Origin of the sequence: Rhodococcus sp. NyZ502, assembly GCF_041464245.1 — a bacterium.
GTDB classification, from domain to species: domain Bacteria; phylum Actinomycetota; class Actinomycetes; order Mycobacteriales; family Mycobacteriaceae; genus Rhodococcus_F; species Rhodococcus_F qingshengii.
The window spans coordinates 1,867,386-1,887,575 of the sequence record NZ_CP167155.1; the positions used below are offsets into that span (position 1 = coordinate 1,867,386).

At 62.5% G+C, this 20,190-nt stretch carries 21 protein-coding genes; 15 read left to right on the forward strand and 6 right to left on the reverse strand.

Annotation, left to right across the window (positions count from 1 at the left end; all coding sequences use genetic code 11):
- Positions 1 to 62: 62 nt before the first annotated feature.
- Positions 63 to 557: a GbsR/MarR family transcriptional regulator gene (locus ACBG85_RS08925; RefSeq protein WP_007728322.1), complete on the reverse strand. Its 495-nt coding sequence runs from the start codon at positions 555 to 557 to the stop codon at positions 63 to 65.
- A 68-nt stretch (positions 558 to 625) separates the two neighbouring features.
- On the opposite strand from ACBG85_RS08925, the gene ACBG85_RS08930 reads away from it, so the two are divergent.
- Positions 626 to 1,561 carry an ABC transporter ATP-binding protein gene (locus ACBG85_RS08930; protein ID WP_003942009.1) on the forward strand — a complete coding sequence of 312 codons (936 nt, stop codon included), beginning with the start codon at positions 626 to 628 and terminating at the stop codon, positions 1,559 to 1,561.
- On the forward strand, positions 1,558 to 3,228 hold the full coding sequence (locus ACBG85_RS08935; protein ID WP_372027098.1) for an ABC transporter permease: 1,671 nt from the start codon (positions 1,558 to 1,560) through the stop codon (positions 3,226 to 3,228). Before ACBG85_RS08930 ends, ACBG85_RS08935 begins: the two co-directional genes overlap by 4 nt.
- A gap of 12 nt (positions 3,229 to 3,240) precedes the next feature.
- Here ACBG85_RS08935 and ACBG85_RS08940 read toward each other — a convergent pair whose 3' ends face one another.
- Both ACBG85_RS08940 and ACBG85_RS08945 read right to left on the reverse strand, forming a co-directional pair.
- Positions 3,241 to 4,029: a thioesterase family protein gene (locus ACBG85_RS08940; RefSeq protein WP_042920993.1), complete on the reverse strand. Its 789-nt coding sequence runs from the start codon at positions 4,027 to 4,029 to the stop codon at positions 3,241 to 3,243.
- 233 nt (positions 4,030 to 4,262) lie between these two features.
- Positions 4,263 to 4,739, reverse strand: a complete 477-nt coding sequence (locus ACBG85_RS08945; protein WP_007728315.1) for a MaoC/PaaZ C-terminal domain-containing protein — start codon at positions 4,737 to 4,739, stop codon at positions 4,263 to 4,265.
- Positions 4,740 to 4,849: 110 nt separating this feature from the next.
- Between ACBG85_RS08945 and ACBG85_RS08950 the strand changes: the two genes are divergently transcribed.
- Positions 4,850 to 5,275, forward strand: a complete 426-nt coding sequence (locus ACBG85_RS08950; RefSeq protein WP_054781287.1) for a DUF6314 family protein — start codon at positions 4,850 to 4,852, stop codon at positions 5,273 to 5,275.
- A 16-nt stretch (positions 5,276 to 5,291) separates the two neighbouring features.
- Here the strand turns inward: ACBG85_RS08950 and ACBG85_RS08955 are convergent, their stop codons facing one another.
- Positions 5,292 to 5,504, reverse strand: coding sequence for a molybdopterin-binding protein (locus tag ACBG85_RS08955; protein ID WP_003942061.1), 213 nt, complete (start codon positions 5,502 to 5,504; stop codon positions 5,292 to 5,294).
- Between the two features lie 141 nt (positions 5,505 to 5,645).
- Here ACBG85_RS08955 and ACBG85_RS08960 point away from each other — a divergent pair, with 141 nt between their 5' ends.
- A complete protein-coding gene (locus tag ACBG85_RS08960) occupies positions 5,646 to 5,849 on the forward strand; it encodes a DUF4287 domain-containing protein (protein WP_007728313.1) in 204 nt (67 codons plus the stop codon).
- A 6-nt stretch (positions 5,850 to 5,855) separates the two neighbouring features.
- Here ACBG85_RS08960 and mftM read toward each other — a convergent pair whose 3' ends face one another.
- The gene (gene mftM, locus ACBG85_RS08965) at positions 5,856 to 6,689 is read right to left on the reverse strand and encodes a mycofactocin oligosaccharide methyltransferase MftM (RefSeq protein ID WP_042453167.1); all 834 of its coding nucleotides are present in this window, start codon (positions 6,687 to 6,689) and stop codon (positions 5,856 to 5,858) included.
- A gap of 29 nt (positions 6,690 to 6,718) precedes the next feature.
- Positions 6,719 to 7,318 (reverse strand): mycofactocin system transcriptional regulator, encoded by a 600-nt coding sequence (gene mftR / locus ACBG85_RS08970; protein WP_007728311.1) that lies wholly within the window; start codon positions 7,316 to 7,318, stop codon positions 6,719 to 6,721.
- Between the two features lie 150 nt (positions 7,319 to 7,468).
- On the opposite strand from mftR, the gene mftA reads away from it, so the two are divergent.
- From mftA to mftG, 11 genes are all read left to right on the forward strand, one after another.
- Positions 7,469 to 7,564 (forward strand): mycofactocin precursor MftA, encoded by a 96-nt coding sequence (gene mftA / locus ACBG85_RS08975; protein WP_063836238.1) that lies wholly within the window; start codon positions 7,469 to 7,471, stop codon positions 7,562 to 7,564.
- A complete protein-coding gene (mftB, locus tag ACBG85_RS08980) occupies positions 7,549 to 7,836 on the forward strand; it encodes a mycofactocin biosynthesis chaperone MftB (RefSeq protein ID WP_007728309.1) in 288 nt (95 codons plus the stop codon). Before mftA ends, mftB begins: the two co-directional genes overlap by 16 nt.
- Before the next feature lie 76 nt (positions 7,837 to 7,912).
- Positions 7,913 to 9,130, forward strand: a complete 1,218-nt coding sequence (mftC, locus tag ACBG85_RS08985) for a mycofactocin radical SAM maturase (RefSeq protein ID WP_003942089.1) — start codon at positions 7,913 to 7,915, stop codon at positions 9,128 to 9,130.
- Positions 9,131 to 9,185: 55 nt separating this feature from the next.
- Positions 9,186 to 10,364, forward strand: a complete 1,179-nt coding sequence (gene mftD, locus ACBG85_RS08990) for a pre-mycofactocin synthase MftD (protein ID WP_003942047.1) — start codon at positions 9,186 to 9,188, stop codon at positions 10,362 to 10,364.
- 26 nt (positions 10,365 to 10,390) lie between these two features.
- The gene (locus ACBG85_RS08995; RefSeq protein WP_058227508.1) at positions 10,391 to 12,322 is read left to right on the forward strand and encodes a mycofactocin system FadH/OYE family oxidoreductase 1; all 1,932 of its coding nucleotides are present in this window, start codon (positions 10,391 to 10,393) and stop codon (positions 12,320 to 12,322) included.
- On the forward strand, positions 12,319 to 13,146 hold the full coding sequence (locus tag ACBG85_RS09000) for a mycofactocin-coupled SDR family oxidoreductase (protein WP_064689523.1): 828 nt from the start codon (positions 12,319 to 12,321) through the stop codon (positions 13,144 to 13,146). The genes ACBG85_RS08995 and ACBG85_RS09000 overlap by 4 nt, the downstream gene beginning before the upstream one ends.
- Positions 13,146 to 15,095 (forward strand): mycofactocin system FadH/OYE family oxidoreductase 2, encoded by a 1,950-nt coding sequence (locus ACBG85_RS09005; RefSeq protein ID WP_372027103.1) that lies wholly within the window; start codon positions 13,146 to 13,148, stop codon positions 15,093 to 15,095. The genes ACBG85_RS09000 and ACBG85_RS09005 overlap by 1 nt, the downstream gene beginning before the upstream one ends.
- A 52-nt stretch (positions 15,096 to 15,147) precedes the next feature.
- Complete coding sequence (locus tag ACBG85_RS09010) at positions 15,148 to 16,386, forward strand: DUF222 domain-containing protein (protein ID WP_372027105.1); 1,239 nt, start codon at positions 15,148 to 15,150, stop codon at positions 16,384 to 16,386.
- Positions 16,387 to 16,484: 98 nt separating this feature from the next.
- Positions 16,485 to 17,177, forward strand: a complete 693-nt coding sequence (gene mftE, locus ACBG85_RS09015; RefSeq protein ID WP_372027107.1) for a mycofactocin biosynthesis peptidyl-dipeptidase MftE — start codon at positions 16,485 to 16,487, stop codon at positions 17,175 to 17,177.
- A gap of 97 nt (positions 17,178 to 17,274) precedes the next feature.
- A complete protein-coding gene (mftF, locus tag ACBG85_RS09020; protein ID WP_287976250.1) occupies positions 17,275 to 18,672 on the forward strand; it encodes a mycofactocin biosynthesis glycosyltransferase MftF in 1,398 nt (465 codons plus the stop codon).
- The gene (gene mftG / locus ACBG85_RS09025) at positions 18,669 to 20,150 is read left to right on the forward strand and encodes a mycofactocin system GMC family oxidoreductase MftG (protein WP_372027110.1); all 1,482 of its coding nucleotides are present in this window, start codon (positions 18,669 to 18,671) and stop codon (positions 20,148 to 20,150) included. Before mftF ends, mftG begins: the two co-directional genes overlap by 4 nt.
- Positions 20,151 to 20,190: the final 40 nt, after the last annotated feature.

Below are 20,190 nucleotides of genomic sequence, written 5' to 3' on the forward strand. Positions count from 1 at the left end.
GCACCTGACCGTGCTGGAACGAGAATTGAGGTACCCCGCCGAAATTGCGGGTAAACCTGAAGTTACCTGCCAGGTGTCCGGTCTTTTCGCCGGGAGCGCCAGTCCGCGAGCATTCGCGGCATTTCCGCGGCCATGAAGTCGAAGAAGTCGCGCAGATCTGCCATTCGATCGCCGGCGGTTGTTCCTTCACCGAGGACTCGTATGCCCTCGTCCGCAACTGCCGAGACCTGGTAGAGCGAGGACTGTTTCGTGACAAACGCGTCGGCCCACATGTCGACGCTGACGCAGTAGTGCTGACGCCGCGATCCGGGGACGGCCACACGCTCGATCAATCCGACTTGCTGGAGGTATCGGACGGCTCCGGAAATGGCGGCGGGGCTCACTCCCAACCGAGATCCGAGATCTCCTGGCGTGGACGAGGGTGTCTCGCTGGTCATCAACGCGGCCCAGACGCGGGCGGGCATCGGCGGAAAACCCATGTCGCTCAGTACGAGTGAGAGTCGCTCGACATAGTGTCGGCTCTCGTCCGGTGCAACGGTGTGGCTGGTGTCGGTCATCGGAACCTTTCGATCTTTCCGTCTTTTCTATCTTCACACATTTGTGAAATCGGCGTACGGTCAAATTCATGGGTGCGGCAATTTCAGTGAAAAGCCTCGTCAAGACCTTCGGTACCACCCGCGCGCTGGACGGCCTCGACCTCGACGTCTCGACGGGTGAAGTGCACGGATTCCTGGGGCCGAACGGTTCCGGAAAGTCCACCACTATTCGGGTGCTCCTCGGCCTGCTCCGCTCGGACTCCGGAGACGCAACCGTTCTCGGCGGCGATCCGTGGCGAGACGCTGTCACTTTGCATCGACGTCTCGCCTATGTGCCTGGCGACGTGAATCTGTGGCCCAACCTCACCGGCGGTGAGGCTATCGATCTGTTGGCGGGCCTGCGCGGTGGCCTGGACCGAAAACGCCGCAGCGAGTTGCTCGATCGCTTCGAATTGGACCCGACCAAGAAGGCGCGCACGTACTCGAAAGGTAACCGGCAGAAGGTTGCACTCGTGGCCGCGTTCTCGTCCGACGTCGACCTTTACGTCCTCGACGAACCCACATCGGGGCTCGACCCGTTGATGGAGGCGGTATTCCAGGACTGCGTCGAGGAGGTGGCTCACGCCGGAAAGACGGTACTGCTGTCGAGCCATATCCTCGCCGAGGTCGAAGCGCTGTGCGATCGTGTGAGCATCATCCGCGACGGGCGGACGGTGGAAGAGGGAACACTGTCCGAACTCAGGCATCTCACGCGCACGTCCGTCGCGGCGGAGACGCAGCGTCCGATCGGTGGACTCGACGGACTCGGCGGTGTCCACGACGCGGTGATCGACGGTAACCACGTCACCTGCGAAGTCGACAGCGCGCAACTCGGACCACTCATGACGTACTTGGTCGGATTCGGAATCGTGGCGCTCACTTCCACTCCGCCGACTCTCGAAGAACTTTTCTTGCGGCATTACGGTGACGAACGGGCCAGGGAGACTTCGGTACACCTGCGAGCCGAGACCGGAGTACGGCCGTGACCGTTGTTGTCGAGGCCGCTCCACCGGTACCGGCCTCGGCAAGTCAATTCACCGGCACACGCCGACTGGTTCGGCTGGCTTTGCGGCGGGACCGAATTCAGCTCTCCGTGTGGGTTATCTCCATCGTCTTGTTCATGCTGCTGGTTGTCGCCAGTGTGACCGGGCTGTACTCGACACCCGAGGAATTACGAAACATCGCAGTCAGTTCCGCGGTATCGCCGGTCGCGCTGGCGACCAACGGGATCGTGTCCGGTGATTCGCAGGGCGCGATAGTCGCCAGTCAGTCGGTGCTCGTGTTCGCGTTGGTGGCCGCATTGATGAGCACCCTTGCGGTGGTTCGCCATACGCGACAGAACGAGGAGACCGGCCGAGCCGAGATGATCGGTGCAGCGGTGGTAGGTCGACGAGCGCTCCTGACCTCCGCATTGATCGTAACCGTCGGTGCGAACGTCGTTCTTGCACTGGGAATTGCACTGGGATCGATCGCCGTCGGTTTGCCTGTCGTCGGTTCGTTCGCGTTGGGCGCCTCGATAGGTGGGACCGGAATCGCGTTTGCCGGAGTGGCAGCCGTGACGGCGCAGATCACCGACGGTGCTCGTACGGCCAACGGCCTGGCGGGTGCCGCGATCGGCGTTGCGTTCATGCTGCGCGCGATCGGCGACGTGAACAGTACGGTCGTCGACGACGGAACTCGCGTGGTCAGTGGCTGGTTGTCGTGGCTCTCGCCGATCGGATGGGCACAACAGATCAGACCTTTCGACGACGACGCCTGGTGGATCCTGTTGTTGCTGATCGGATTCGCGGCTGTGCACGTGGTGGTGGCTTTTGTTCTCATCGGCCATCGCGATCAGGGAGCGGGACTCGTTCAGCCCCGACCCGGCCCGCCAGTCGCGGCATCGTGGCTACCGTCGGCCTGGGGCCTGGCGTGGCGCATGCAGCGAATGACGATGTTCTGGTGGATCTTTGCCGTTGTCATACTCGGGTTCGCGTACGGCGCTGTGGGCAACGAGATCGACGCGATGGTGGGATCGTCGCAGCAGACCGCGGAGATGTTCGAGAAACTTGGCGGCGGCGGATCGGATCTGGTGGATTCCTACTTGGCCACTGCTCTGGGGCTCACGTCGATAGTCATCGCGGCGTATTCGGTCCAGAGTCTTCTCCGGATGCGGGGCGAGGAAACATCGGGACGGCTCGAACCGTTGCTGGCAACGTCTTTGTCGCGGTGGAGGTGGATGCTTTCCCACCTGGGTGTGGTTGTGGGCGGCGTGATCCTCGCGCACGTCTTGATGGGTGCCTTCACCGGTTTTGCCTTCGGGCTCGTCACGGACGACATCGGCGGCAACACACTTCGTATGACTGGCGCCGCGTTGGCCTATCTGCCTGCGGTGCTCGTAGTCGTGGGGTTGGTGTCGTTGGCTTTCGGACTGTTTCCGACGTACGCGTCGGCGCTCTCCTGGGGAATCTTGGCGGCATGCATCGTGCTCGGGCAACTCGGCACGTTGCTGAAGCTTCCGCAGGTAGTGCTGGATCTGTCGCCCTACACTCACGTGCCGGGTGCCCCTGCCGAGCCAGTGACAGTTCTGCCACTGCTGGCAATCATCGTTGTGGCAGTGGTGCTTTCGACAGCATCGCTTGTTGCGTTCCGTCGTCGCGACCTCCAGGTGTAGGAGAGCTGAAACTCAACTCAGAATTCGACGAAGCTGGCGAGCCCGAGCAGCAAGTCGTCCGGTCGAGTCGAATAGTTCGGATTCGTCAACACAGAGAGTGTCCGTCGCCCAGGCAGTCCCGTGGCGTAGGCGATACCACGGTGACAGCGTTCGGGGATCTGCCGTGAGGTGCTCCGGGGTGAAATGCGCGGTGAACTCGATGGTCGGTATGGCCACGGGCATCGTCAGTGTCGCGAACAGTCCGGGCGGAAGCGCGTCGAGAAGGACCGCGGCGCGCTCTTGGGCCGTGAAATCGAGGTCTGTGAGCAGGCGGATCCAGACGTCGAATTCAGGGGAGTCGCCACCGGCGAACGGCCTCGCGGAATTGATCGGCCGGATGTCGAGGTGCTGGGCGAACGGCACAAAATCCACCGGGATCTCCAGCGGCGGCAGGGTTGACGGGTCGGCCGGAGCCGGTTCGGCGACAGGGGCGGACATTGTTGTAGCTCCTATGTCGCGGGCCAACCGAACGAGAGCGGATCCCGAACCGGTCAGCGTGACGTGGCAACTGACGGTCCGCCCGCCCCGCATCTCGCCGACAGTCAACTCGGCCGGCCCAGGAGGAACGGGGCGGTCCAGATGCGCCGTGACTGCCAGCGGTTCGGCTCCGGACGCGTCGGCCGCCACCCGCAGCATCCGTGCAATTGCGAGTCCGCCCTGGATGCCGTCGAAACTCCGCCAACTGGAGTCGAATTCGGTGTGATGACGCGCTGCGTCGGTCGACGGCGCGGCCGCCACTGATGCCTGACTAGTAATTGCCATAGTCAGCACCCTAGGTGCTGACTATGGCTATGGCAAGCTAGGTTCTATTCGGGAGTGCTGGACGACCCACCGAAGAGCATGTAGATGAGGATCTGAAGAATGCCGAGAGGATTGATCTCGCCGAGGCTGCTCATGTGTGAGGAACTCCTGATTGCAGGGATGGGTATTGTTGCGTCGCAACGTCACTGAAAGTACGGCAATTCGGACAGTGTGGTGCGAAATTTACCGATAATTCACTGTCCGCGAGTCGAGCGGCAGTGCAGGTAGGCGTCAGTGACCACGTCGAGAACGCGATTGCCGTGTGCATCGACCAATTTCGCTGTGATGGTCACCAATCCTCGCGCGCGATTGTCGAACACGACGTTGTCGACGGTGACCTTTCCGCTCAGGGTGTCACCGGGGCGAAGCGGACGGAGGAAGCTCACGTCGCGCATGGTTTTCCCGGCGATCACGTTCCACTGGTCGTAGAGACTGGCGACCACCAACTTCTGGCAGATCGACAGGGTGTGCAGCCCGCTGGCGATCAACCCGCCGAAGACGCCGGACTCGGCGGCTTCCTTGTCGACGTGAAACCACTGGGGATCCCACTGTGTTGCGAACTCGACGATTTCCTCTTCGGTCACCGAATACGAACCCAATGGGATCACTTGGCCGATCTCGAGATCCTCGGCGAACACTGCGCGTTTGTGAAGGGCGGCCGAATCGTTCATGGTTGTGAAAATCTCCTGCGTGTTCCGGGTGTACTCGGAACATACTCTCGCAGTGTGTTCGAGTCGGTCTCCGGTGTCGTCGGGCAATGCAGGGTCACTAGAATCGCCACATGGTCGACGACGCGAAAATCGAGCCGAGGGCGCTGGTAGGAAAGTGGCACTTCGAGCGGGACATCGTCGACCGCCTTTCCGGTTCCACCAAGCTTGTATTCGGCGAGACCACTATCACCGACGCCGGTGACGGTCGGATGCGCTGGTACGAGAGCGGCACGCTGCGTGACGGCGACCTGGAATTACCCGTGTTCCGAACTCTGTTCGTTGCCGAGCGCGGCCTCGAGTGGGCCGTGACATTCGAAGACGGCAGAGAGTTCCACGACTGGGCGCCGGGGGAGGAAGTCGAGCACCTGTGCGGTGCGGATACCTACCGCGGGCGAATCGACGTCACTGCCGGAGATCGATCGACCTGGACTGTCGTCTGGACCGTGACGGGGCCGAGCAAGGACTACACGATGACCACGCATCTCACCCGGCCCTGATCACATCGCTCGCCAGTTACTCGACGCCGATCGTCACCTCGGTGGACTTCACGAATACCGTTGCGGCTTGGCCTGGTTCAAGATCGAGATCCAGTGCGGCATCGCGGGTGATCGACGAGGTCACAATCTGATTCCCGCCGTCCAACTTCACCTTGACCGTCGCCATGACGGTGCCGAGGTTGACCTCGGTGATGGTGCCGGTGAGTTGATTTCGTGTGGACAGTCGCATCGCTGAACTCCTGTGCTCTCGGGTGGGTGTTCTTCGACCATAATGCGATGGTCGCGTGTCTACCCAGTGATTCCGCAGGTGCGGACATGCGGGCGCCGCCGGTGCGCGAATATTGTCGGGCGGTGGAGGTAGATTCCGGTCATGACTGAACCCGTGAAAGGCCCGGCGTCGTATTTTCCGTCGATCGAGAAGAAGTACGGTCGGCCGATCGGTGAATGGCAAGAGCTGATCAGAAGCTCAGACCTCACGAAGCACATGGAATTGGTCAACTGGTTGAAGTCGGAGCACGGTATGGGTCATGGGCACGCGAATGCGCTTGTCGCCCATACGCTGAAAGAAGGCTAGTTCTTTTCAGGCGGCCGATGCGTCCAGCACCAACCAGCCGCCGTGATGCTCGAATACCTCGAACGGCACACGGCTCTGCCGGCCGACCGCACGCAGTGACTCGAGATCGAAAGTGCGGATGTGGCCGTGGCACGCGGTGGCTTCGTCTTCGAAGGGGACGGCAATGACGACCCGTTGACGCGCGATCCGGAGTGCTTGCGCGATCACGGCCTCGCCGACTGCGTCGTCGACGTGTTCGAGGAGATGAATCGCGGTGACGGTGTCGGCGCTGTTGTCCGGTGCCGGTACTTCACCCGCGTCGCAGATCACCGTGTCGATCGTGATGCCGAGTTCGGGGGCAACCGCGTCGAGCAGGATCATCGTTCCGGGCAGGATGTCCGTGGCGGTCACGTCCATTCCGGCGCGCGCGAGCCGCAGGGGCAGGAAACCGAAGCAGGAACCCAGATCGAGCACGGAACCGCGGACCAGCTCTTCGGCTTTGTCGTGAATCGGCGCGAAATCTGCAGTGCCGTCCAGTAGTTCGGCAAGGGAGTTCCGGTAGTAGGTGGTCCAGGATTCGAGAGCGCCGTCCACGGTGGAGCGAACCAGGCCGACCATCGTCAACTCGAATTCGTCCTGACCGAACTCCGCGTCCTGGATCGACGAGGTGACTCCGGCGACGAGTCGCTCACTCAGATCGGCGGGAGTGAGGGAGTGCTTGACGTGGAGGCGACCGCCTCGGCGATCGAGCGAGATCGGACCGGACTCGACGCGTTCGACGGTGACATGCCCGAACGACCACAAGCCCGGCGTCGACGGCGCCAGGGAATCCAGGACGGGTTCGTTCGTGATGGTGGACATGATCGCCTTTCTCAGGTGGTGATGCTTTCTCAGGTGCTGATACCGGTCCGCAGGGACTGCGTACCTGTTTTCAAGAGTTCCGGTAGCTCGAGTGAATCGTCGGTGAGCCACTGCTCGTACGCCGACATCGCGACCCCGAGCAGAAGATAGCCGACCGTGCGCGGGCCGTGATCGGTCGGCTCGAGATTCATTCGGCGTGCGACGTAGTCGGCGACCACCTGCCGCCAACCTTCGTACATCACCACAGAGTATGCCTGAAGCGTCGGAACTTCGAGGATCAATTCCATCCGTTTGCGATGTACCGCAGTCTCTTCCGGTGGGAAGGTGTTGAACGTCAACAATGCGGATTCGAGTGCGTCGACCAACGGAATATCAGCGGGCAGTGAATCCAGGTGCTCGCGCATCTCGTCGAGATGTCCGTCGAAGTCTCCCCAGGGGACGGCGTTCTTGGACGGGAAGTAGCGAAAGAAGGTCCGACGCGCGATTCCGGCGGCATCGGCTATCTGGTCGACGCTCACCTCGTTGAAGCCGACTGTCGAGAACAGTTCGATCCCGATCGTGCTGATTCCCTCCTTCGTTGTGGAGGGGCGACGACCTATCCGAGCGGACGGTTTCTTGCGGCTACGCATACTTTTTTCGCTCCATGTGTGTCATTCTGCACTCGATGCCATTACAGTGGTGAACCGAGTCACAGTGAAGTCCCACTAGTGACCACCAACTCCCAGGTTGGAAGTCTGATCTACAGACTTCCAGACGGAGTGCGACCGCAGGAGGAATCCATGTCAGATCGTGACAACAAGGCGCTCGAGAACGACCTCGTCGAGGAGTCCCTCGTGGAGGAAGTTTCCATCGACGGCATGTGCGGCGTGTACTGACCGTGTCTGCTTTGGATCTCGATGCGGGGTGGAAACTCCACCCGCAGGTAGCGCTTCGCCCCGAACCTTTCGGGGCGTTGCTCTACCACTTCGGAACACGCAAGCTGTCGTTCCTGAAGAACACGACCATCGTTGCGGTGGTCAAGGCGTTGCCAGACCATCCTGATGTCCGGTCCGCACTACGTGCGCAAGGCATCGAAGATGACGCGGCTCCCCAATATGCCCGCGCGCTGAGCACTCTCGCCGACTCGCACATGATCGTGCCTGTCTGAGCCAGACGCTCGCCCCCACGTGCGGAACAGCCCTTCCGCACGTTCGCCCGCTTCATTTCTTCGCGAGGACACAGCCATGACCTCAGTTCTTGAACAGCCCTCCCCGCCCGCCAAGGTGGGTCGCCTCGTCGATCAGTTCGAACTCGGACTCGACGCCCCCATCTGCCTGACGTGGGAACTCACCTACGCCTGCAACCTGTCCTGCGTGCACTGCCTTTCGTCGTCGGGTCGTCGTGACCCCAACGAGCTGAGCACCGAACAGTGCAAGTCCATCATCGACGAGCTGCAGCGTATGCAGGTTTTCTACGTCAACATCGGTGGCGGCGAGCCGACGGTACGCTCCGACTTCTGGGAGCTCGTCGACTACGCGACCGACCACCAGGTTGGTGTGAAGTTCTCCACCAACGGCGTGAAGATCGACAAGAAGGTCGCGGCGCGCCTCGCAGCCAGTGACTACGTCGACGTGCAGATTTCCATCGACGGTGCCACCGCTGAGGTCAATGACGCTGTGCGCGGGCCTGGTTCGTTCGCGATGGCCGAGCGCGCTCTCGCGAACCTGAAGGAAGCCGGCTTCAAGGACGCCAAGATTTCGGTGGTCGTCACGCGGCACAACGTCAGTCAGCTCGACGAGTTCAAGGCTCTCGCGGACAAGTACGACGCGACCCTGCGCATCACTCGACTGCGTCCTTCGGGCCGCGGCGCCGACGTGTGGGACGACCTGCACCCGCGTCCGGAGCAGCAGCGTGAGCTCTACAACTGGCTGGTCGCCAATGGCGAAGGCGTCCTGACGGGCGACTCGTTCTTCCACCTCTCCGCCTTCGGCGATGCACTGCCCGGTCTCAATCTCTGTGGCGCGGGCCGCGTCGTGTGCCTGATCGACCCGGTCGGTGACGTGTACGCATGCCCCTTCGCGATTCACGAGCAGTTCCTCGCCGGAAACATCGTGAAAGACGGTGGATTCCAGGAAGTCTGGCAGCACTCGGACCTGTTCGAGGAGCTGCGATCGCCCCAAACCGGTGGCGCCTGCAGCAAGTGCAACCACTACGACTCCTGCCGCGGCGGCTGCATGGCGGCCAAGTTCTTCACCGGACTGCCGATGGACGGACCTGACCCCGAGTGCGTCATCGGCAACGGTGAAATGGCACTGGCGTCGGCGGGAGAGGTCCCGAAGTCCAGTGTCGACCACTCCCGTTCCGGTCAACGCAAGACCCCACGTGCATCGGTGCCACTGACACTGATGATGCGTCCGCCCGCCAAGATTTGTGACGAAAACCCGCTTGCGGGAATGCAGTAACTACTGCGCGATACCGACAGTGCGGCGAAAGCTGCACCCCAGAGAGGTCAGTTCAATGGCTAAGAATGCTTTCTTCGAGACGGTGGCAGAAGCACAGCGCCGTGCGAAGAAGAGGTTGCCCAAGTCCGTGTACGCGGCGTTGGTGGCGGGATCCGAGAAAGGGCTGACGGTCGACGACAACGTCGCGGCATTCAGCGAATTGGGTTTCGCTCCCCACGCTGCCGGGCTGTCGGACAAGCGCGAGATGTCCACCACCATTATGGGCCAGGACATTTCGTTGCCCGTCATGATTTCACCGACCGGTGTGCAGGCAGTGCACCCCGACGGTGAAGTAGCGGTAGCCCGTGCGGCTGCAGCACGGGGAACAGCCATCGGACTGAGTTCTTTTGCCAGCAAGTCCATCGAAGAAGTTGCCGCGGCCAACCCGCAGGTCTTCTTCCAGATGTATTGGGTCGGCAGCCGCGACGTGCTCCTGCAGCGTATGGAGCGCGCTCGCGCTGCCGGTGCCAAGGGCCTGATCATCACCACCGACTGGTCCTTCTCGTACGGTCGCGACTGGGGCAGCCCGTCCATCCCCGAAAAGATGGACCTCAAGGCGATGTTCCAGTTCGCACCCGAGGGAATCATGCGCCCGAAGTGGTTGCTCGAGTTCGCCAAGACCGGCAAGATCCCGGACCTGACCACCCCCAACCTCGCGGCTCCCGGCCAGCCTGCACCGACGTTCTTCGGCGCATACGGCGAGTGGATGCAGACTCCGCTTCCGACGTGGGAAGACATCGCCTGGCTTCGTGAGCAGTGGGGTGGACCGTTCATGCTCAAGGGCATCATGCGCATCGACGACGCCAAGCGAGCTGTCGACGCCGGTGTCTCCGCTATCTCGGTCTCCAACCACGGTGGTAACAACCTCGACGGCACCCCGGCGCCGATCCGTGTGCTCCCGGGCATTGCCGAGGCCGTGGGCGATCAGGTGGAAGTTGTTCTCGACGGCGGCATTCGACGCGGCGGCGACGTCGTCAAGGCGCTCGCACTCGGAGCCAAGGCCGTCATGCTCGGGCGCGCCTACCTGTGGGGCCTCTCGGCCAACGGCCAGGCCGGTGTCGAGAACGTGCTCGACCTCATGCGGATGGGCATCGACTCGGGGCTGATGGGCCTCGGCCACTCGTCCATCACCGAACTGAGCCCGGCGGACCTGGTGATACCGGAAGGCTTCACACGCACATTGGGTGCCAGCTGAGATTACGGCTCCGATAGAGCTGTGAGTTGACACTCGACGAACACACGACCCTGGCCGGACGCCTCGTCCGGTCCAGGGTTGTTTTCGGTCCGCACGAGACCAATCTTGCTGTGGGACGCTCGCTTTCCGATCGGCACCGTGCGTACTACCAGCGCCGCGCCGAGGGCGGAACCGGGATCGTCGTCACCGAAGTGGCCTCGGTATCGGAGAACGACTGGCCGTACGAGCGGGCGCCGTTGGCGTCGCAATGTGGCCCGGGGTGGCAGTCGATCGCGGCTGCATGTGCTCCGTACGGAACGCTGGTTCTGGCCGGGCTCGGTCATACCGGCATGCAGGGATCGAGCGCATACTCCCAGTCGGTGCTGTGGGGACCGTCAAGAGTGGCCGACCCGGCGACGCGTGAGTTGCCGATGGCAATGGGGCAGCCGGAAATCGACCAGCTGATAGTCGGCTTCCGTGAGGCGTCGGCGCTGGCCGTCGCTTCGGGAATGGACGGAGTGGAACTCGATGCCGGTCCTCGAAGCATTCTGCGACAATTCCTTTCGGGTCTGACCAACACTCGGCAAGACCGATACGGTAGCGATCGCGTTGCTCTTGTTCGCGAGGTCATCTCGGCAGTGCGCGAGGAAGTCGGGTCGGATCACGTTGTCTCCCTGCGGTTGTCCTGTGACGAGGAAGCTCCATGGGCGGGCCTGACGCCCGATCTTGCCATCGGTATCGCGCGTGAAGTGTCTCCGTTCCTCGATCTCCTTGTCGTCGTTCGTGGCGGACTCTATTCGTCCGACCGGTACCGCCCCGATTTTCACTGCCCGCCGAACTTCAACCTCGATCTGTGCCGTGAGATCAAGGCCGCTCTGTCGATTCCTGTTGTCGTGCAGGGGAGCGTCGTGGACATCGCCGACGCTCACGCGGCGCTGGAAGTAGGTGAGTTCGTCGAGATGACCCGGGCCCAGATCGCAGACCCGGACCTGGTCGTGAAAGCCGCGCGCGGCGATCGTCCCCGGCCGTGTGTGCTCTGCAATCAGACGTGCCTCGTGCGTGATCCTCGCAATCCTGTCGTGACGTGCGTCGGGAATCCGAGCGCGGGTTTCGAGACGGTGGACCCCGATGAGCGAGAGCAGATTTCGACACCGGGAGCCGTGCTGGTCGTGGGGGGTGGCCCCGCTGGGATGGAAGCCGCACGGATCTCGGCGGTGGCGGGGCACTCGGTCACACTCGTCGAGAGTTCATCGCAGTTCGGCAGCATGATCCGAACTTTTGCGCGAGGTGACGGCCGTAGCCGGTTCGCACTCCTCGCGCAGTGGTTGGAGGACGAATGCCGTCGTAGCGGCGTGACGATGCGGACCGGGGCGGCGCTCGACGCCCAAGACCTGGGTGACGCACGCAGCCGGGGCGAGTTTGTTGTCGTTGCCACCGGTAGTGCTGCGAGGCCGCCGACGTATCCGGTCGACGATTCGGTTCGGTGGTTGGATGCGTCGGAAGCCTTCGAGAAGTTGAGCACCGTGGGGCCGGGTCCGGTCGCGCTGATCGATCCCCTCGGTGGACCGATCGCGGTGGCGCTCGCAGAAGCACTCGCGGCCCATGGCATCTCCGTCTCGATTGTGACTCCCGACAGCATCGTCGGTTCGAGGCTCGGTGCGAGTGGGGATCTGGTCGGTGCCAACACGCGCATCCAGCAGGCCGGGGTCACCAGGGTGCTCGCGTCACGTGTCACCGAAATCGCTCGAGGGGCCGTCTGCGTCGAACACGTCCATACCGGCGAGCGGTCACAGCTCGAGTGCGAAGTGGTGATCGACTGCTCGCCTCGTCTGCCGAACGAAACGCTGAAGGAAGAGGCCGACATTCAGGTGGGCGACTCGGTTGCCCCGAGAACTGTTCTCGAATCTATCCGCGAAGGGCGCTTTGCAGGGTTTACTACTAGAACGAGTTTCAATTCTGCAGAGAGGGCTATCTCATGACACAGGGTTCAGTTCGTTCGCTCGAAGGTCGCGTTGCTTTCATCACCGGCGCAGCGCGCGGTCAAGGACGTGCGCACGCGGTCAAGATGGCGCGCGAGGGAGCAACGATCATCGCGGTCGACGTATGCGCGTCGGTGGCGTCGGACAATTCCTACGACGCAGCAACTTCCGAGGACTTTGCCGAGACGATACGTCTGGTGGAAGCGGAGGGCGGGAAGATCCTCGCCCGTGAGGTCGATGTCCGTGACGGCGCAGCGCTCACCGCGGTGGTCAAGGACGGCGTCGAACAGTTCGGACGTCTCGACATCGTGGTCGCCAACGCCGGGGTCTGCAACTGGAATCGATTCTGGGAAATGTCGGACGAGCAGTGGGAAACCCTGATCGACATCAACCTGACCGGAGTCTGGAAAACCCTCAAGGCCTCGGTGCCGGCGATCATCGAGGGTGGGCGCGGTGGATCGATCATCGTGGTCAGTTCGGTGGCCGGACTCAAGGCGCTGCCCGGACAGGCGCACTACGCGAGCGCCAAGTTCGGTCTCGTCGGTCTGACGCAGGCCGCGGCAAAGGAACTGGGGGAGTACAAGATCAGGGTCAACTCGATCCATCCTTACGGAGTGAATACGCCGATGGGGGTCGACCAGGGCGCTCTCGAGGTATTTGCAAAGTTTCCGCAGTACCTTCCCAACTTCACTCCGATCCTCTCGGACATCGCTTTCGCCGAACCTGACGAGATCGCCGATACCGTCCTGTGGCTCGCCGGTGACGGTTCCCGCACCGTCACGGCAAGTCATATCGCTCTCGATCAAGGAAACTCCAAGGTCTGATGACGCCGTACCCGCGCCTCTTCGCGCCACTGCGCCTGGGCAACCTGACACTCCGCAATCGGGTCGTGTTCTCCGCACACCTGACCAATTACGCGGAGAACGGGTTGCCGACGGAGCAGCACGCGAGCTACTACGAGGCGCGGGCACGCGGCGGTGCGGGTCTGATCATCACCGAGGAGCACTCGACGCATCCTTCGGATCGACCGTACGAGAAGATGATTGCGGGCTATCGGCCGGAAGCGATCGAGGGATACCGGCGGATCACCGACGCCGTTCATGCGCATGGTTCGTCGATTCTCGCGCAGATCAACCACAATGGGGGTCAGGGCGCTGGAACCTATTCGCGATCGCCGCTGTTGGCGCCGAGCGCCGTTGCGGATCCGTTGTTCCGCGAGGTGCCCAAGGCTGTCGACGACGCGGACATTGCCGAGATTCTCGCAGGGTTCGCCCTTGTTGCGCGCAACTGCGTTGCCGGTGGCTTCGACGGGGTGGAATTGCAGGCGTCGCAGTCGTCCATCGTGCGCGCGTTTCTCGCACCCTCGACCAACCTGCGCACTGATCGCTACGGCGGGGGCGTGGCGAATCGTGCGCGTTTCCTTCTCGAAGTGCTCGGGGTACTGCGTAAGGCCATCGGCCCGGATCGTGTGCTCGGTGTGCGCCTGAGTGGATACGAAGGAACGCGGGGTGGCATCGAACTGTCCGACGCGGTAACCACCGCCCAACTCATCGAAGCTGACGGTCACGTCGACTACATCAACACCACCGTCGGAATGGCCACGGAAACACTGCATCTGGTCGAAGCATCGATGGCTGTACCCACCGGCTACGCCAACTTCGTCCCGTCTGCGATCAGGGAGGTCATCGATCTTCCAGTCGTCGGAGTCGGCCGTTTCAAGACGCCGGAGCAAGCCGAAGCTGCACTCGAGGACGGTGTATGCGATCTGGTGGGCGTAGTTCGCGGGCAGATCGCCGATCCGGATTTTGTGAACAAGGCGCGTGCTGGTCAATCGGTACAGGTGCGAACCTGCCTGTCCTGCAACCAGGAATGCGTCGGGCGGATGGGTCTGGGACGTTGGTTGGGGTGCACCGAAAATCCGCGCGCCGGTCGGGAATCGGTACCGCTGCCGATGCCGCGGCGACGGGGCCGCACGGTGGTGGTGGTCGGTGGTGGCCCGGCCGGCCTGCAAGCTGCGGCTACAGCGGCCCAGCGAGGTCATGCGGTGACGCTGTTCGAGCGTGAACGAAGACTTGGGGGACAGATTCTTACCGCCTCGGTGGTACCGGCTCGCCGTGAGCTCGTCGACCTCGTCCGGAATCTCGAATCTGAGTGTCGCCGAAGCGGTGTGACGATCGAGTTGGATGCTGGAGCTGATCTCGCGATCGTGGAGGAGCGCGCGCCCGAGGTGGTCGTGATTGCAACCGGAGCGCGGCCTGTGCGACCGGCGTGGGCGGGTGGATCAGAGCGTGTGGTGGGTGTTCGAGACGTTCTCGACGGCAAGATTCTGCCGAGTGGAACGGTGCTCGTCTACGACGAACTGGGATTCCATCAAGGTACGTCGGTGGCGGAGTTCCTCGCTGATCGAGGCTGTGCCGTCACGATCGCGACCAACGGCATGGTGGTCGCGCAGGACCTGAGCATCACCCTGGATTTCGAGGGGTGGAACCGCCGAGCGTTCGAGAAGTCGATCGGTCAACGGACAGATCTGATGGTGACTTCGGTGAGCGCTGGGGCCTCGCCGCTCGTGAGCTTGGTTCACCTTCCGACGGGTGTGACCGAGGAAGTTGCAGTCGACTGGGTGGTCTTCGCGACACAGCAGGAACCTGTCGACGAGTTGTGGAACACCTTGCAGGGAAGCTGTTTCGAGAAATTTCGCATCGGTGACGCCTTGTCTCCGAGGCGTTCGCACGCGGCCGTCATCGAGGGGCATCGGGCCGCGTTGGCGATATAAGTCGTCCGTTTTGTCTCTGGTTCTCGAAAGTATGTTCGATTAAACTTTGAGCATGGACAGTCGGGATGCGTGGCAGCTGGATGGTGAGGGCCTCAAGAGTGAGGTTCTCGATCTGGTGCGCGCCCGGCACGAGTTGCAGTCGCGGATGGTGTTGCTGATCGTGGAGATGTTTTCCCGGGAGACTTTGGTCGGGAAGGGTTTTCGGGCGATCGCGCAGTGGTTGCACGGGTCGACGAATCTGGAGATCGGTGAGTGCAGCCTGCTCGTCGGGTTGGCGCGATTGTTGATGCTCGAACCTGTTGTCGCGGATGCATTCCATCGCGGTGACGTTGATGCGTTGAAGGCGCGGCAGGTGGCGTCGTTTTGTCAGCATCCACCGAAGAACATGACCCTGGCGGATGTGGACAAGGCTCGCGGGATCCTGCTTGGCCTGGCGTCGCAGAATATTGCTGATTGTGATGCGGTGCGGGCGACGATCCGGCGGATCGACAAGCAGTACGGAAACCGTGAGGACGGCGTTCCGGTGGGGGAAGATTCGGAGCGTAACGAGTTCTACGCGTCGAAAGGTTTGTACGGGCGCGTGTCGGTGAAGGGAGACCTAGATGCTGTGAACGGGGCGCGTCTGATCACATTGTTGTCGAGTCTGTCGGCTCCGACGCCGGAGAAGGACGGCGCCAAAGACACCCGCACTCCGGCATTACGACGTGCAGACGGGTTTTGCGAGTTGTTGCGCCGGTACGAGCGGGCGGGGTTGGGTCCGATCGAGGGCGGGGTGAAACCACACATCACGGTCACCGCCAGCGCAAAAGACATGACGGACCTGCAAGCGTTGAAAGACCTCCTGCCGTCCACCGAAGAACTCGGATTTGCGTGGGCGGATTGGGTGGGCCCGATCAGTATTGACACCGCACGGATGTTGGCCTGCGATTGCACCGTGACGCGGATCTTGTTGGATGAGAATGGTGTTCCGCTCGAGTGCGGTAAGGAAGCGAGAACAGCGACGGTGCCGCAGCGGCGGGCGTTGGCGGTCCGCGATGGCGGGTGTGCGTTTCCGGGGTGCGGGACACCGTCGGGGTGGTGCGATGCCCATCATATTGTTCACTGGAACGATGGCGGCCCAACAGATCTCGACAATCTGATCTTGTTGTGCGGTCATCACCATCGGACGCTGCATCACACGGAGTGGCGGGTGGAGATCGGCCCGGATCGGAAAACGGTGTTCTATCCACCGATGTCGATCGATCCGTATCAGCAGCCGATCGGTGGGAACAGCCCACCGACAGCGGCGTGAACCGCGACAACTGACGAATACGCCGGGGCACAACAATCCCCCGGTGTATCCGCATGCAGTGTTGCGGTGGGAGGGGCCCGCACCAATACGATCGGGGGATGAGTTCTCCGCGTGACCTTGCTGCCATCCCGAGTCCTGCGCTCGAGGGCACTGCGCTCACCGTCGTGGTCCCGGTCGGTTCTTTCGAACAACACGGACCGCACCTGCCTCTCGATACCGACACTCGGATCGCGAGAGCAGTCGCACAGGCTCTGCCCGACGTCGTCGTGGCCCCGGCCATCGAATACGGGGCGAGCGGCGAACACGAAGGGTTTGCCGGCACGATTTCGATCGGTGCCGAGGCTATGGAAACCGTCGTCGTCGAATACGGAAGGTCGGCGTTCAGATGGACGAAGCGGGTGCTGTTCGTCAACGGCCACGGCGGAAATGGTCCCGCATTGGCCAAAGCGGTGGCACTTCTGCGGTATGAGGGGCGTGATGCTGCTTGGGCGCCGTGCGCTGTTCCGGGTGCCGACGCGCATGCCGGACACACTGAAACGAGCCTATTGCTGCACCTTTCGCCCGATTTGGTGCACATGAGCCTTGCTGAGACAGGAAATTTGTCTCCTATCGCGGACCTGATGCCAGGAATGCGTTCGGGCGGTATGGTCGCTGTGTCGCAAAACGGCGTTCTCGGCAATCCAGTCGGGGCTACCGCCGAAGACGGCGCATACATCTTCTGTGAGTTGGTAGGACGCGTGACGGATGGACTGGCCCGGTGGGAGCCTGGTCCAGATGGGAGGCTTCGGTGACGACCACGACCGAGTGGGGGCGGACGGTCCACCTGCGACGGCTTTCGAGGCTGCGACGAGTTGCAGCAGGACGGGCTACGTCCCTTACGATCATCTGATGCGACCAGCAAGACTCCCCGACGGCTTCGGCATTCGGTTGGACCCCAAGGTGCGCACGTACTCGGGTGGCCGGGTACTCATCGGCGGATCTCCGACGCGGATGCTCAAGCTGGCGCCGACGGCTGCGGCGATGATCGGTGACGGCTTCCTCGAGGTGGTCGATCAGCAGAGCGCTGCGGTTGCGCGACACCTTCTCGATTCAGGTGTCGCGAATCCTCGTCCGATGTCGACGCCGTCCGCTGCCGATGTCACGGTCGTGATTCCGGTCAAGGACAACCAGGCCGGCGTCGAACGCCTATTGCCCGTCCTCAAGGATCTGACCGTCATCGTTGTCGACGACGGTTCGGAAGTGCCGGTGGAGCCCCGTCGCGCCTGCCCGGGCACCGGCACCATCACAGTGGTCCGGCACGAGAGTGCCCGCGGACCCTCGGCAGCGAGAAACTCGGGATTGCGTTCGGCCCAAACATGTTTCGTAGCTTTTCTGGACTCTGACGTCATACCGCGTGCCGGTTGGCTCGAGTTGATGTTGGGCCACTTCAGCGATCCGGGGGTTGCCCTTGTTGCACCCCGCATCGTCGCCCTCGATCCGTACGGGACGGCGCTGGCGCGGTACGAGAACATGCGATCGTCTCTCGACCTCGGACGCAAGGAAGCTGCGGTGAAGTCGGGCAGTCCGGTCGCCTATGTCCCCAGCGCCGCCGTGATCGTCCGGCGCGACGTGGCACTCGAATGCAACGGTTTCGACGAGAGTCTCGAAGTAGCCGAGGACGTCGATTTCTGCTGGCGACTGCAGGCTGCGGGTTGGCGACTGAGGTACGAACCGGTTGCGCATGTCGCCCACGATCATCGAGTTCAGTTCGACAAGTGGTTCGCCAGGAGAGCGTTCTACGGCACGGGTGCGGCGCCGTTGGCTGCAAGACACGAGGGTTCGGTTCCACCGATGGCGATGTCGTTCTCGACGCTCTTCGCGTGCATCGCCGCCGCAACACTGACCCGTTCCGGTCTTGCCGGCGCACTCGGCGCTTTGCTGTTTACCGTTTACCGGCTGCGAAAGATGTTCACCGGCCTGAGTCAACCCACCCGGATCGCGGCGATCCTCACCGCGCAGGGAGTTGTCGGCGGATTCTGGCAACTCGCCTCGGCAATGTGTCGTCACTACTGGCCCGTGACGCTCCTGGCGGTGATCGCCTCCAGGCGAATTCGGCGGCTGGCCGTCGCTGCAGCAGTCACCGAAGGTTTGGTGGACTGGTATCGCCACCGTGAGCCAGGCGGGCTGGGACCGGTTCGGTACGTCTTCTTCAAACGAGCCGACGACATCGCGTATGGAGCCGGACTCTGGCGTGGCGCATTCGACGCCCGCGACTGGGCGGCGCTGAAACCTCGAATCACCAAGTGACAGAAGCCGACTACGCAGATTTCCTGGTTGTCGGTGGTGGCACGTGTGGTTGCGTGGTCGCAGCCAGGCTCAGTGAAGATCCATCCGCCACGGTGATGCTCCTCGAATCGGGAAGCGGATATCGATCGGCGCTCGAACTCCCGGACGTCCTGGGTGATCCGTACCGACTGCCGGTCGGACCTGCGAGCGAATACACGTGGACCTATCCGGTCGAACTGACGCCGCGTCGGGCGTCCACAATTGCGAGGGGGCGGACACTCGGTGGATCCGGAGCCGTCAACGGTGCGTACTTCACCCGCGCGACCCGTGCTGATTTCGAGAATTGGCCGAGTTCATGGCGATACGACGACGTCTTGCCGTACTTCAAGAAGTCCGAAACGGATCGTGATTTCGAGAGCGAGTTCCACGGGACCGCCGGACCGATCCAGGTCGAGCGTCGAGCGTGGGACCAACTGCATCCACTGAGCGGCGAGTTTCATGCGGCAGCGCTCGGAGCAGGCTTTCCCGACGACGTCGACAAGAATGCGCCGGACTCGTTCGGGGTGGGCCGAGTGCCACTGAACGTGTCGGATCATCGTCGGATCAGTACGGCGATCGGGTATCTGATGCCGGCGTTGCACCGGCCGAATCTGCGGGTGGAATCCGGAGTGAACGTCATTCGTATCGCGTTCTCGGGTACCCGTGCGATCGGCGTCGACGTTCTCGACGACGGTAATGTCCGACGCATTCGTGCCGACCATGTGGTCGTGTGTTCGGGCGCGGTGGCGACACCGCACATTCTCCTGAATTCCGGTGTTGGTCCAGCGGAACAACTTGTAGGGCAGGGAGTTTCCGTCGTTCTCGATCGACCGGGTGTCGGACAGAACTTCGTCGACCACCCGGAAGTGCTGCTGCCGTACCATTTTTCGAAGCCCCGCACGATTCGATCGCAGACTCCGGTGCTGGAGACAGCCCTCAACCTCGCTGAGATCGAAATCCGTCCGTACACCGCATCTTTCACAGACCTGGTTCCCGGCGCGCCTCGCATGGACCACGGCGTCGGAGTGGTCCTGATGGCGCCGCACAGCCGGGGAAGCATCGAACTGGCATCGGGGGATCCCGCTGGGGCGCCGCGTATTCGGTACAACTACGTCGCGTCGGCGCACGATCGAGCTGCCATTCGGGAAGGGATGCGGATCGCCGAGAATCTTCTCGAGTCGATCGCCGAGACGGGGTTGATCGATCGCCCCGTCGTGGAGTACACCGATGAGTGGGTCGAATCCCGCCTGGGAACGTCGCTGCATATGTCCGGTAGTTGCGTGATGGGTGCCGAGGCGGACCCGTTCGCAGTCGTCGACGGTCGGTGCCGTGTGATCGGCGCGCAAGGACTCAGTATTGTTGACACGTCAATCCTGCCGACGATCCCGACCCGCGGCCCGCATGCGACCGCGGTGATGGTCGCGGAACGAGCAAGCGCCATTCTGCTCGGTGACGAGTGACCGCGAGGGGCAGCAGGCTGGGTCGGCAGTCATACCGAAT

Excerpts from the sequence above, each read along its gene's own strand:
- ACBG85_RS08925 (WP_007728322.1), bottom strand. The coding sequence starts at position 557 with ATGACCGACACCAGCCACACCGTTGCACCGGACGAGAGCCGACACTAT.
- ACBG85_RS08930 (WP_003942009.1), top strand. The coding sequence starts at position 626 with ATGGGTGCGGCAATTTCAGTGAAAAGCCTCGTCAAGACCTTCGGTACC.
- ACBG85_RS08940 (WP_042920993.1), bottom strand. The coding sequence starts at position 4,029 with ATGGCAATTACTAGTCAGGCATCAGTGGCGGCCGCGCCGTCGACCGAC.
- ACBG85_RS08945 (WP_007728315.1), bottom strand. The coding sequence starts at position 4,739 with ATGAACGATTCGGCCGCCCTTCACAAACGCGCAGTGTTCGCCGAGGAT.
- ACBG85_RS08950 (WP_054781287.1), top strand. The coding sequence starts at position 4,850 with ATGGTCGACGACGCGAAAATCGAGCCGAGGGCGCTGGTAGGAAAGTGG.
- ACBG85_RS08955 (WP_003942061.1), bottom strand. The coding sequence starts at position 5,504 with ATGCGACTGTCCACACGAAATCAACTCACCGGCACCATCACCGAGGTC.
- ACBG85_RS08960 (WP_007728313.1), top strand. The coding sequence starts at position 5,646 with ATGACTGAACCCGTGAAAGGCCCGGCGTCGTATTTTCCGTCGATCGAG.
- mftM (WP_042453167.1), bottom strand. The coding sequence starts at position 6,689 with ATGTCCACCATCACGAACGAACCCGTCCTGGATTCCCTGGCGCCGTCG.
- mftR (WP_007728311.1), bottom strand. The coding sequence starts at position 7,318 with ATGCGTAGCCGCAAGAAACCGTCCGCTCGGATAGGTCGTCGCCCCTCC.
- mftA (WP_063836238.1), top strand. The coding sequence starts at position 7,469 with ATGTCAGATCGTGACAACAAGGCGCTCGAGAACGACCTCGTCGAGGAG.
- mftC (WP_003942089.1), top strand. The coding sequence starts at position 7,913 with ATGACCTCAGTTCTTGAACAGCCCTCCCCGCCCGCCAAGGTGGGTCGC.
- mftD (WP_003942047.1), top strand. The coding sequence starts at position 9,186 with ATGGCTAAGAATGCTTTCTTCGAGACGGTGGCAGAAGCACAGCGCCGT.
- ACBG85_RS09000 (WP_064689523.1), top strand. The coding sequence starts at position 12,319 with ATGACACAGGGTTCAGTTCGTTCGCTCGAAGGTCGCGTTGCTTTCATC.
- ACBG85_RS09005 (WP_372027103.1), top strand. The coding sequence starts at position 13,146 with ATGACGCCGTACCCGCGCCTCTTCGCGCCACTGCGCCTGGGCAACCTG.
- ACBG85_RS09010 (WP_372027105.1), top strand. The coding sequence starts at position 15,148 with ATGGACAGTCGGGATGCGTGGCAGCTGGATGGTGAGGGCCTCAAGAGT.
- mftE (WP_372027107.1), top strand. The coding sequence starts at position 16,485 with ATGAGTTCTCCGCGTGACCTTGCTGCCATCCCGAGTCCTGCGCTCGAG.
- mftF (WP_287976250.1), top strand. The coding sequence starts at position 17,275 with ATGCGACCAGCAAGACTCCCCGACGGCTTCGGCATTCGGTTGGACCCC.